Source organism: Ruegeria sp. AK4, assembly GCF_056541025.1.
On record NZ_JBQFXS010000006.1, the window covers coordinates 272,110 to 284,113 of the forward strand.

General features: G+C 60.4%; 10 protein-coding genes. 5 read left to right on the plus strand and 5 right to left on the minus strand.

The window, feature by feature from the left end; all coding sequences use genetic code 11:
- The first annotated feature begins 53 nt into the window (after positions 1-53).
- Both ACR0EZ_RS13535 and ACR0EZ_RS13540 read left to right on the plus strand, forming a co-directional pair.
- Complete coding sequence (locus ACR0EZ_RS13535; protein ID WP_480613822.1) at positions 54-1,274, plus strand: N-acetylmuramoyl-L-alanine amidase; 1,221 nt, start codon at positions 54-56, stop codon at positions 1,272-1,274.
- Between the two features lie 94 nt (positions 1,275-1,368).
- A complete protein-coding gene (locus ACR0EZ_RS13540) occupies positions 1,369-3,858 on the plus strand; it encodes a penicillin-binding protein 1A (RefSeq protein WP_480613824.1) in 2,490 nt (829 codons plus the stop codon).
- Here the strand turns inward: ACR0EZ_RS13540 and ACR0EZ_RS13545 are convergent.
- Entirely contained in the window at positions 3,852-4,685 is an 834-nt protein-coding gene (locus ACR0EZ_RS13545) for an aminoglycoside phosphotransferase family protein (RefSeq protein ID WP_480613825.1), read from the minus strand. The two genes, ACR0EZ_RS13540 and ACR0EZ_RS13545, sit on opposite strands and share 7 nt — an antisense overlap.
- A 77-nt stretch (positions 4,686-4,762) precedes the next feature.
- On the opposite strand from ACR0EZ_RS13545, the gene prfB reads away from it, so the two are divergent.
- From prfB to ACR0EZ_RS13560, 3 genes are all read left to right on the plus strand, one after another.
- The gene (gene prfB / locus ACR0EZ_RS13550) at positions 4,763-5,890 is read left to right on the plus strand and encodes a peptide chain release factor 2 (RefSeq protein WP_480613827.1); all 1,128 of its coding nucleotides are present in this window, start codon (positions 4,763-4,765) and stop codon (positions 5,888-5,890) included.
- A 105-nt stretch (positions 5,891-5,995) separates the two neighbouring features.
- Positions 5,996-7,396: an amidase gene (locus tag ACR0EZ_RS13555; RefSeq protein WP_480613830.1), complete on the plus strand. Its 1,401-nt coding sequence runs from the start codon at positions 5,996-5,998 to the stop codon at positions 7,394-7,396.
- Between the two features lie 25 nt (positions 7,397-7,421).
- Positions 7,422-8,210 (plus strand): DUF2189 domain-containing protein, encoded by a 789-nt coding sequence (locus ACR0EZ_RS13560; protein ID WP_480613832.1) that lies wholly within the window; start codon positions 7,422-7,424, stop codon positions 8,208-8,210.
- Here ACR0EZ_RS13560 and ACR0EZ_RS13565 read toward each other — a convergent pair.
- The 4 genes from ACR0EZ_RS13565 to ACR0EZ_RS13580 form a co-directional block, all read right to left on the minus strand.
- Positions 8,207-8,950 carry a helix-turn-helix domain-containing protein gene (locus ACR0EZ_RS13565; protein WP_480613834.1) on the minus strand — a complete coding sequence of 248 codons (744 nt, stop codon included), beginning with the start codon at positions 8,948-8,950 and terminating at the stop codon, positions 8,207-8,209. The genes ACR0EZ_RS13560 and ACR0EZ_RS13565 overlap by 4 nt on opposite strands.
- Before the next feature lie 311 nt (positions 8,951-9,261).
- Positions 9,262-9,822 (minus strand): acetolactate synthase small subunit, encoded by a 561-nt coding sequence (gene ilvN, locus ACR0EZ_RS13570; protein WP_480613836.1) that lies wholly within the window; start codon positions 9,820-9,822, stop codon positions 9,262-9,264.
- Between the two features lie 68 nt (positions 9,823-9,890).
- On the minus strand, positions 9,891-11,642 hold the full coding sequence (locus ACR0EZ_RS13575) for an acetolactate synthase 3 large subunit (RefSeq protein ID WP_480613838.1): 1,752 nt from the start codon (positions 11,640-11,642) through the stop codon (positions 9,891-9,893).
- 176 nt (positions 11,643-11,818) lie between these two features.
- A complete protein-coding gene (locus ACR0EZ_RS13580; protein ID WP_480613840.1) occupies positions 11,819-11,941 on the minus strand; it encodes a hypothetical protein in 123 nt (40 codons plus the stop codon).
- Positions 11,942-12,004 lie beyond the last annotated feature (63 nt).

Genomic DNA, 12,004 nt, shown 5'->3' on the forward strand with positions numbered 1-12,004 from the left:
GCGCCCCGATGGGATAGGCTGGCGCGCAAACGATCTCGGGAAAACTTGAGGCCATGAGCAGGATACTCTTTTGCATTGCGCTGATCTGGGCGCTGGCTGGTGCTGCCGTTGCGCAGGATTTCAGCGCGTTGGCGCGTGTTCAGCCCAAGGACAGCCGGATTGTGGATACCGGGCAAACCGGTGTCCGCGTGGACCTGAGTTTAAGCCAGGGCGTGCCATACCGCATCTTCACCCTGCGCGATCCCTACCGGATGGTTCTGGATTTTCAGGAGGTCGACTGGACCGGCCTGACCCGCGACGACTTTCTGCAGTCCAAGCGCATCAGCGGTGTGCAGTTCGGAGCGTATGTGCCGGGCTGGTCGCGTCTGGTGCTGGAACTGGGTGCGCCGATGGCAGTGGATACGGCGGAATTGCGGATCGACGAAAGCTCGGGCGCAGCGCTGCTGTCCCTGCATCTGAAAGGTACTTATTTCGACGCCTTCAACGCTGCGGCCGGTGCGCCGCGCAACCCCGGGTGGGATTTGCCGGAACCGGCTGTGATCGAGGGTGAGGCCCCACGCCGTGCAGACCGCCCCCTGCGCGTTATGCTGGACCCGGGCCACGGCGGTATCGATCCGGGGGCCGAGTTTGGCGGGATCGACGAAAAGACCATGATGCTGGTTTTCGCGCGCGAGCTGCGGGAACTGCTATTGCGGTCAGGCGGTTACGAGGTGATCCTGACCCGCGTCGAAGATCAGTTCGTCTCGCTGGAACGCCGCATCGCGCTGGCGCATCGGGCCGGGGCGGATGTGTTCATTTCGCTGCATGCCGATTCACTCTCTGAAGGGCAGGCACATGGTGCAGCGGTCTATACTCTGTCCGCCGACGCATCGGATGTGGCCAGTGTAAAACTGGCGGAACGGCATGACCGGGGCGACCTGATTTCAGGCATCGATCTGAACGGGGCCGACGATCAGGTGGCCGATGTTCTGCTGGACATGGCACGGCAGGAAACCAAACCCCGCACCAACGCGCTGGCACAGGCTTTGGCGAACGGCATGGCGCAACAGGGCGGACCCATGAACAGCAAACCCTTGCGCACGGCATCCTTTTCGGTGCTCAAGGCGGCGGATATCCCCTCGGTACTTGTTGAGCTTGGGTTTCTTTCCAGCCCCAGAGACTTGAAAAACCTGAAAAATCCGGAATGGCGCGCCAGGATGGCAAAGGGCATCTATCAGGGGCTCGAGGACTGGCACCAGCAGGATGTGATAAGGCAATCCCTCATTGGTCAGTGACCCGGGCGTCCAAAACGGCTAGAATGCGCTTGTGGTTTTGACCCTCGGGCGGTGCATCCCTATATAGGCGGCAGCGCGAGAAAAAGGCAGTAACGTGATCCGGTTCATTCTTTCGATTTTCGGGGCGATCTTCAGCCTCGTGACTTTGGGTATTTTTATGGCTGCACTGGTGATCGGTGCGGTGTTCTGGATGTATGGCCGTGACCTGCCCAGCCATGAATCGCTGGCGCAGTACAAGCCGCCGACCATCAGCCGGATTTATTCAGGCGAAGGGCAACTGATCGACGAATTCGCACAGGAACGCCGCCTGTTCACGCCGTCCGAGGAAATCCCCGATCTGGTGAAACAGGCGTTCATCTCGGCGGAAGACAAGAATTTCTATACACATCAGGGCTATGATCCGCGCGGTATCATCGCCGCCGGGGTTGAGGCCGTGCGGACCAAAGGTGAGACCGTGCGCGGGGCCTCAACCATCACGCAGCAGGTGATGAAAAACTTCCTGCTGTCCGGTGACCGCCGGGCCGAGCGCAAGATCAAGGAGATCATCCTTGCGACACGGCTTGAGGATACGTTGGACAAGGAACAGATCCTCGAACTTTATATGAACGAGATTTTTCTGGGCCAGAACTCCTATGGCGTGACCGCCGCTGCCCAGACCTATTTCAACAAGACGCTGCAGGAACTGGCCCCGCACGAAGCGGCGATGCTGGCCGCGATGCCCAAGGCACCTTCGGACTACCACCCGGTTCGGCAGAAACAGCGCTTGCTGGATCGCCGCAACTACGTGCTGCGCGAGATGCGTCAGAACGGCTATATCAATCAGGCTACCTATGACACCGAGGTCGAGATGCCCCTGCGCTCTGTCCAGAACGGTGATTTCGAAAGCTTCCGCACCGCCTTGCCGCCGCGTGACTATTTTACCGACGAAATCCGCCGCCAGCTGAGCGAAGATTTCGGCGAGGGTGAATTCTTTACCGGCGGCTTCACCGTCCGCGCCTCGGTCGACGAAGAAATGCAGGTCGAAGCGGCGCGCGCGTTGCGCGAGGCGCTACAGAAATACGACCTGTCGCGTGGCAAATGGCGTGGCACGGGCGAGGTCATCGCCGAAGAAAAACTGTCAGATGAAGCGCAATGGCGCGAAGCGCTGTCCATCATCGAAATCCCGCGCGATGTGGTGCTGCCGACCCAATGGTATCCTGCCGTGGTGCTGAACGTGGCCGATCAGTCCCTGACCGTCGGGGTCGAGGACGGCCCCGCCGACGGCATCATCCCGCGTTCGGACATCAAGTGGATGCAGGGCGATTTCGCAGCCAATTTCAAACGCGGCGACGTGATCCTTGTCATGGCCGGGGAAGAGGGCCAGTGGTCCGCCCGTCAGGTGCCCGAAGTGCAGGGCGGCTTTGTCGCAATGGACGTGAACTCGGGCCGCGTTCTGGCAATGCAGGGTGGGTTCTCGTACCAGGACACCGTATTCAACCGCGCCACGCAGGCGCAGCGCCAGCCCGGTTCAAGTTTCAAACCCTTCGTCTACGCCGCCGCGCTGGACAGTGGCTATAGCCCCGCCACCATTGTTGTGGATGCCCCGATCGAGGTGAACACGCCACAAGGCCTGTGGCGGCCCAAGAACTCATCCAACAAGTTCTACGGCCCGACGCCGTTGCGCACCGGGATCGAGCAATCGCGGAACCTGATGACCATCCGTCTGGCGCAGGAGGTCACGATGCCGGTTGTCGCCGGATACGCGGAACGGTTCGGTGTGTACGACCGCATGGGCGCATTTCTGGCGAACTCGTTGGGGTCCGAAGAAACCACGCTCTACAAGATGGTCGCCGCCTACGCGATGTTTGCCAATGGCGGTGAGCGGGTCGAACCCACTCTGGTCGACCGCATTCAGGACCGGTTCGGCAAAACGATCTACCGTCATGACGACCGGCAGTGTCTGGATTGTAATTCCAGCTGGCTGGAACCGGATGAGTCGCCCACTATCGAGACCAACCGCAGCCAGGTCATGGACGCGATCACCGCGTATCAGCTGACCTCGATGATGAAAGGCGTTGTGGATCGGGGCACGGCGTCCCGTCATGTGAACCTGCCGGTGCCGACCGCCGGTAAAACCGGAACGACCAACGAATCCAAGGACGCGTGGTTTATCGGCTTCACATCCAACATCGTTGCCGGGTGTTACATCGGCTATGACCGCCCCCGTCCAATGGGGCGCGGGGCTTACGGCGGCACCATGTGCGGCCCGGTGTTCCAGAGCTTCATGGAAAAAGCGGTCGAGAAATACGGCGGCGGCCCGTTCGAAGTGCCTCCGGGTGGTCACTTCATCAAGATCGATCGTTTCAGCGGCGCGCGTCTGCCCGCAGATGCCAGCGGCGAATACGTGGTGGCTGAATACTTCCGCGACGGCGTCGATGGGTTCATCGATCGGGTCTATGACGGCGGCTTTGCCATCGGCTCGGACCTGCCCTTGTTCGAAGAGGTGCAGCGCGCCGGTGTTCAGGTGCAAACCTCGACCGGTCAGACCGTCATTGTCGGGCCGAAAGCCACACAGGGCGATGTGACGACCGGTGGGCTTTACTGACCTGCGGCTTTCAGGAACAGGTTCAGCAAATCGGCCTCGTCATCGTGGGTGACCAGGCCGTTTGACCTCCAGAAAATCGACAAGGCGCATTTCGCTGCCGCCCAATTGGCAAGCCGTGCGCGCGGCAGTTCCATCGCGTTTGCATAGAGGGTCAGGCAGGTCTCAATTTGCCGCCTTTGGCGCACTACGTCGGGCATGCCCTTGGGATGACGCAACGCGTTGGCCAGTTCGAAGGCGGGGTCGCCCAGATACCCTTTGGCATCAATCACACGAGGACCATCCAGCGTCAGGATGACATTGTCGGGATGCAAATCCCCATGCAGCGGTGCAAGCGTTGTCTGAGTGTCCAGCAGGTCTTGTGCCAAAGCCATTGCGCGCTGCATGTCCCTTTCCAAAGCGGTATGGCAACTGTCGGCGAACGTACAATCGAACAGGGGCGCAAACACATCACCCAAAGGCTTTAATCCTGAGCATTGAACCGGTGGATGCCGGTGCAACTGATGCGCCGTTTCCGCAAGCATCTGCGTGGCGTTGTCCACCTGACCACGTCTCGCGATGTCTCCCAGCGAGGGCCCGGTCAGCCACTCCATCAGTACAGCGTTGTCGACCTCCGCAATGATCCGAACGGCACCTCGGTCTTGCCATGCCGTCAACAACGCCGTGCCCGGCGCCTCGTTGCCACGATCAGGATTGCGATACAGTTTCAACGCAGCAGCAGACTCGTCGGCCTGGATGACCTTCCATACGAGCGCCGCTCCGGTGTCGGCCACGCCGATTGGCAAGGTCAAACCCCATTGATCCAGAATCTGCTGCGGAGGGTTCTGCATTCGCGTCTCGCCTGTCTTGTGGTGGCCTGCGCCTCTTGCTATCACGCAGGCCTGATTGAGCAAGTTGGGACAAGACCATGCGCGCCGAAACCCAGAACATCGTGGCGGAAATCGAAAAGTCGCTGGAGCTGCTGGCGCAGCGCATGGACTATGAAACCGCGCCGCATCGGCTTGAGGAATTCAACGCGCGCGTCGAGGATCCGAACCTGTGGGACAGCCCCGAAAACGCCCAGAAACTGATGCGCGAGCGTCAGATGCTGGTGGACGCCATCGAGACCTACGAATCCATCAAGACCGATCTGAGCGACAATATCGAACTGATCGAACTGGGTGAGATGGAAGAGGATGAAGAGGTCGTCCAGGACGCCGAAGCTGCCATCAAGACCCTGAAAGCCAAAGCCGCCAAGAAAGAGCTTGAAGCGCTGCTGGATGGTGAAGCCGACAGCAATGACACCTTCCTCGAGATCAACTCGGGCGCAGGCGGGACCGAAAGCTGCGATTGGGCCTCGATGCTGGCACGGATGTATGTGCGCTGGGCCGAGAAAAAGGGCTATACCGTCGAGTTGCAGTCCGAGACGGCAGGGGAAGAGGCGGGGATCAAGTCTGCCGCCTACAAGATTTCCGGGCATAACGCCTATGGCTGGCTGAAATCGGAAAGCGGCGTGCACCGGCTGGTGCGCATCTCGCCCTATGACTCGGCGGCCAAGCGGCATACCTCGTTCAGTTCGGTCTGGGTCTATCCGGTGGTGGACGACAATATCGAGATCGAGGTCAACCCGGCGGATATCCGCATCGATACCTACCGGTCCTCGGGCGCGGGCGGTCAGCACGTGAACACCACGGACTCGGCGGTGCGGATCACGCATATTCCTACGGGCATCGTTGTGACCAGTTCCGAAAAGTCGCAGCACCAGAACCGTGATATCGCAATGAAGGCGCTGAAATCGCGGCTCTACCAGCAGGAACTCGACCGCCGCAATGCGGATATCAACGCCGCGCATGAGGCCAAGGGCGATGCGGGCTGGGGCAACCAGATCCGATCCTACGTGTTGCAGCCCTACCAGATGGTGAAGGACCTGCGGACGAACCACGAAACCTCGGACACCAAAGGGGTTCTGGACGGTGATCTGGACGGCTTCATGGCCGCGACGCTGGCGCTGAACGTGGCAGGCAAAAGCCGGTCCGAGGCGCAGGGCGACGGGTAAGCCTGATCAACGCTGCGGTTTGGGTAAAAATACATCTGAACGGCAGGTTTAAATGATCTGCACGTCTGGTTAGGCTGGCCGCGAACGGCAGCAGCGCAGGCAAGAATGATCCATCCTTTCACATCAGCCACCGAGTTGCTGGGCAAGCTGGCGAACCGCCAATTGTCGGCCGTGGACCTGATGCATAAGACGCTGGACCGGATCGAAGTGGTCAATGGCGCGGTCAACGCCATCGTCGCGCTGCGGAGTAAAGACGCCTTGCTGGCCGAGGCGCAGGCCTGTGATGCCGGACCCATCCGCGGGCCGCTGCACGGGTTGCCGATTGCGGTCAAGGATCTGGTCGATGTGGCGGGCATCCTGTCGGCTCAGGGCTCTCCGATTTTTCGGGACTTTGTGCCGGAGACGGACGCCTTGATCGCGGAGCGGGTGCGGGCGGCTGGGGCGATCCTCATCGGCAAGACAAACACGCCAGAGTTCGGTTTGGGCTCAAACACGTTCAACCCGGTCTACGGGGCGACCCGGAACCCGTACGATATCGCCCGCAGTTGCGGCGGGTCGTCCGGCGGTGCTGCCGTTGCACTGGCGACGGGGATGGTGGCGCTGGCGGACGGGTCCGACATGATGGGCAGCCTGCGCAACCCGGCGGCGTGGAACAATGTTTACGGGTTCCGGCCCAGTTGGGGCAGGGTGCCGTCTGATCCGGTCGGCGACGGGTTCCTGCATCAGCTATCAACCCTCGGCCCCATGGCGCGCAGCCCCGAAGATTTGGGGTTGCTGCTGGACGTGATCTCGGGGCCTGACCCCCGGTCGCCGTTGGCAACGCAAGACGAACCGGTGTCCCCGGTGCAGGCCGCCGATCTGACTGGCGTTCGAATTGGCTGGCTTGGCGATTGGGGCGGAGCGTTCCCGATGGAAGACGGCATATTGAGCCTGTGCCGGGATGCGCTGACCGTGTTCGAAGACCTCGGTGCGCAGGTCGACGCTGTGCCCCCGCCTTTCGACCCGGAAAAGATGTGGAACAGCTGGATCACCCTGCGATCCTGGAGCGTGGCGACGGGCCTTGAGCCCTTGCTGGACCACCGCGCATCTTTGAAAGACAGCGTGCAGTGGGAACTGGATCGCGGTCTTGCCATGACAGCGATGGAGGTGCACCGGGCCAGCCTGATCCGGTCTGACTGGTTCCGGAAAGCGGCTGCGCTGTTTCAGGACTACGATGCGCTGGTCCTGCCCGCAGCTCAGGTCTGGCCCTTTGGCATCGAAGCGGAGTACCCGGCCCAGATTGCCGGGCAGGGTATGGATACCTATCATCGCTGGATGCAGGTGACGGTTCCGGTCAGCCTGATCGGGTTGCCCTGTCTGGCCGCGCCCGCAGGGTTTGGTGCGGACGGGCTGCCGATGGGAGTGCAGCTTTTCGGCCCACGCGGGGCGGATGCGCGCCTGTTGTCATTCGGGGCGGCCTATCATGCGGCAACCAGATGGCCGGAAAGAAGACCGGCGATGCCATAACGCCGGAACGGGAGGAGGAAGAGACATGGACAAACCGTTTGGCGTTCCCAAGATGCGCCCGGCTGATACGGCGATGCTGCGCACGGCCTTACAGCAGGCCTGGGGCGATTTCCGGCGCGCGCCGCTGATTGGGCTGATCTTTGCGGGGGTCTATGTACTGGCCGGTTGGGCGATGGCTTGGGTCACGATCCAGACCGGAACAACGTTCTGGCTGGTGCTTGCGGCCATCAGTTTTCCGCTGATCGGCCCGTTTGCGGCGGTGGGTCTATACGAGGTCTCGCACCGGCTGGAACAGGGTGAGCCGCTGGATTTCAGCTCGATCTTCGGCGTCGTCGTACAGCAAAGCCGCCGCCAGTTGCCGTCGATCTGCGCCATTATCGTTGTCATGTTTCTGTTCTGGTTCTTCCTCGGGCACATGATCTTTGCGCTGTTCATGGGGCTGTCGACGATGACCAATGTATCCTCATCGCTTGAAGTGTTTTGGACCCTGAACGGTCTGACGATGCTGGCGGTGGGCACAGCGGTCGGTGCCATCTTTGCGACGCTTTTGTACATGATCACCGTGCTGTCGATCCCGATGCTGCTGGATCGGGAACTGGATTTTGTGACGGCGATGATCTCCAGCTATTCCTATGTCGCGGCCAATCTGCCCGTCATGCTCGGGTGGGGTGCGTTCATCGCGGTCGTGACGCTTTTGTCGATGATCCCGTGGTTTCTGGGCCTGTTTCTGGTGCTTCCGCTGTTGGGCCATGCCAGTTGGCATTTGTACCGTCAGATCACTCAGGATACCGAGGCGGGCGGTAGCTGGGGTTAGCCGATTTCAGCTTCAAGCGCCCCGACCTGAGGCCCCGCCGCTTTGCGGGCGGCCCCCAGCACAGCTTTCGCGTCCTGCGCCAGAGGGTGCAGATCGATCAGGCGGGTTTGCCCTTCGTCGTGCGACGGGTTGGAAATCGGGATCAGCGCGCCGCTCCAACCGGTTTCGCCACCGTTCGGTGATCTGGAGATCAGATAGAGCTGGCTGTTCTCGCCATTGCGGCGGGACATGAGGATATAGGTCTGCTGCGCCGAACCGGCGGCGATGCCTTGTATCTCGCGCGCATTGGGCAGGGCACGGGGCATAGCAGAGCGGGGGATGTACCCGCGCACCAGCGTGCATTGAGGCAACCGCTTGGCATACAAAAGGTTCAGCATGCCGCCACCGTCGCGTTCGGTGACGCTATAGAAGCCCGACGGGAAACCGGCGCTCTGGGTGGAGTCAGAGCCCGAACCCAAAAACTCGGTCAACAGCGAAGCCGCCGGGTGATCTGAGGGCCTTGGAATATCATCCAGATTAGTCAGCAGAATACGCGCGTCGACGTCGAAAAACCGGCAGATGCGGTCCAGCACCTCGGGGCGCGGAAAGCTTTCGCCGGTCAGGTAGCGGTTGAACTGCGTCCGGTTGATGCCAAGCTGCCGACACAGCCCCGAGACAGTCGGGTATCGCCGCACCAACCGCTTGAGATTCGAGCCAAACATGGCGCGCAGTTCCGCCGGGCTGCGAATGTGGTCGGTCATACTATCCCAGGCCTTGCTTCCAACTCTGAGGAAAAAACCACAACGGCGCCGATCAGCAGACCGAACGCGCGTTAGAAATCACAAAGGTGAACCCCTGCAACGTTTCCCCTTCTACCGCTGCGAAAAGCAAGCTAACGCGCTGCAGGTCAAAGGCAACAGTTTTGCGTGGATTTGTCTGAGCTTTATTGCGGAAGTGGGCCAAAAAGCACGTATTTATTAGACAAGCACGTGCTTAACATATGGGCGAACCCTGATTTTCGAGGAGTGTCAGAAACCTTCGGCTGGTTGCCCAGCCGAAGGCAGGTATTTTATCAGTCGCCGCGCAACAAAGCGGCAACACCGGTGCGGGCGATTTCGACCAGACCCAGCGGCCGCATCAGATCGGCGAAAGCGTCGATCTTGTCGGGGGCGCCGGTGATCTCGAAGATGAATGAATTCAACGTGCTGTCCACCACATTGGCGCGGAAAATATCGGCCAGCCGCAATGCCTCGACCCGCTTGTCACCTTCACCGACGACCTTGATGATCGCCAGTTCCCGCTCGACCGAAGGGCCCTCGACCGTCAGGTCATGCACATCGTGAACCGTCACGATCCGGCCCAGCTGCGCCTTGATCTGCTCGATCACCTGCGGGGTCCCGGTGGTGACGATGGTGATGCGGCTCAGGTGGCCGGTATGGTCAACCTCGGCCACGGTCAGGCTTTCGATGTTATACCCGCGGCCCGAGAACAGGCCGATCACACGGGCCAGAACACCGGGTTCGTTTTCGACCAGAACGGCAATCGTGTGACGTTCCTGAACGTCGGAAAACGTGGGCCTTAGGTTATACGCCGAATGGCGGGTAGAGCCTTTTTTGATTTGTAGGGCAGACATTTATGTCCCTTTCGTCATTTTAACGCATCGGGCGCAGCGCCGCGCCCGACAAAATTCGTCGAATTTTGTCAGACCAGAACCGAACCTTTGCTATCGATCACGCCCTGCGTTTCGGCTTCGCCCAGCAGCATCTCGTTATGCGCTTTGCCCGACGGGATCATGGGGAAGCAGTTTTCGTGCTTTTCGACCAGACAGTCGAAGATCACCGGACCGTCATAGTTGATCATCTCCATGATCGCGTCATCCAGATCGGCGGGGTCGCTGATCATGATACCCTTGGCCCCGAAAGCCTCGGCCAGTTTGACGAAGTCGGGCAGGGCCTCGGACCAGCTGTGCGAGTAGCGCTCGCCATGCAGCAGCTCCTGCCACTGGCGCACCATGCCAAGGCGTTCGTTGTTCAGGATGAACTGTTTCACCGGCAGCCGGTATTGAACGGCGGTGCCCATTTCCTGCATGTTCATCAGCCACGAGGCTTCGCCTGCCACGTTGATGACCAGCGCGTCCGGGTGTGCCATCTGCACGCCGATCGAGGCCGGGAAGCCGTAGCCCATCGTGCCCAGCCCTCCGGATGTCATCCAGCGATTGGGGTCTTCAAAGCCCAGATACTGCGCGGCCCACATCTGATGCTGACCGACCTCGGTGGTGATATAGCGGTCGTGCTTCTTGGTCAGTTCCTCAAGCCGCTGCAACGCGTATTGCGGTTTGATCGCCTTTTCGCTGTTGGTGAAAGCCAGGCAGTTGATCTTGCGCCACTCGCTGATCTGGTTCTGCCACTGCTGCACATTCGCGGCATCGGTCTTGCGCCCGCGCGCTTTCCAGACCTTCAGAACGTCTTCGAGAACATGCGCCACGTCGCCCACAATCGGGATATCCACACGGATGACCTTGTTGATCGACGAGGGGTCGATGTCGATATGCGCTTTCTTCGAGTTCGGCGAGAACGCATCGATCCGCCCCGTAATCCGGTCATCGAACCGCGCGCCGACATTGATCATCAGGTCGCAGTCATGCATTGCCATGTTGGCCTCGTAAAGGCCGTGCATCCCAAGCATCCCAAGCCAGTTCTTGCCCGAGGCCGGATAAGCCCCCAGACCCATCAGGGTCGAGGTGATCGGGAAACCGGTCGCATCCACCAGTTCGCGCAGAAGCTGGCTGGCTGCGGGACCAGAGTTGATGACGCCACCGCCGGTATAAAAGACCGGTTTCTTCGCCGTCTCCATCGCGGCAACCAGTTCGGTGATCTCTTCCAGATCGCCTTTCAGCGCAGGCTGATAGTGCGAGGTTGAAGGTTTCGGCGGGCTGTATTCGCCGGATGCAAACTGCACATCCTTCGGGATATCGATCAGCACCGGGCCGGGGCGGCCCGATTTGGCGACGTGAAACGCCTCGTGCATCGTCTGGGCCAGTGAATCCGTGTCTTTCACCAGCCAGTTATGCTTGGTGCAGGGGCGGGTGATGCCAACGGTGTCGGCCTCCTGAAACGCGTCCGAGCCGATCATGAAGGTCGGAACCTGACCGGTCAGAACAACGATCGGGATCGAATCCAGCAGCGCGTCGGTCAGCCCGGTCACGGCGTTGGTCGCGCCGGGGCCGGATGTTACCAGCGCAACGCCGGGTTTGCCGGTCGAGCGCGCATAACCTTCGGCCGCGTGCACGGCGCCTTGTTCGTGGCGCACCAGAATGTGGCGAATGTCGTTTTGCAGAAAGATCTCGTCATAGATCGGTAGCACGGCGCCGCCGGGGTATCCGAATACCGTGTCCACGCCCTGATCCTTGAGGGCCTGAACCACCATCTTTGCGCCGGTCATCTCACGTGTCATCTGCTTTGCTCCGTTCGCGACATGTGTCTTGCGTTCCGCATAAAAAAAGCCCCCGAGATTTTTCGGAGGCGCATGGGTTGGATTATGGTTTACCGTTACCGGCCCATGCGCGTGGTTCCTACGATTACGACTAGCGCTTTCATCGCCAGAGGCTCCTTTTCTGCTTGCGGGGGACATTATGGCCGGGCGATGGGGGCGTCAACAGGCAAATGACCCAATTTTCTGACCGCAACGGTGAATTCTGCGACATTTTCTTGCGCAGATTGACGCATCTGCGGAATTTCCGCGAATTTGAGCATGCCAAAGGACAGAGTGGCGAGCCTGCGAGTGTCAAAATGCGTCAGCGCAATGTCCCAAACTGA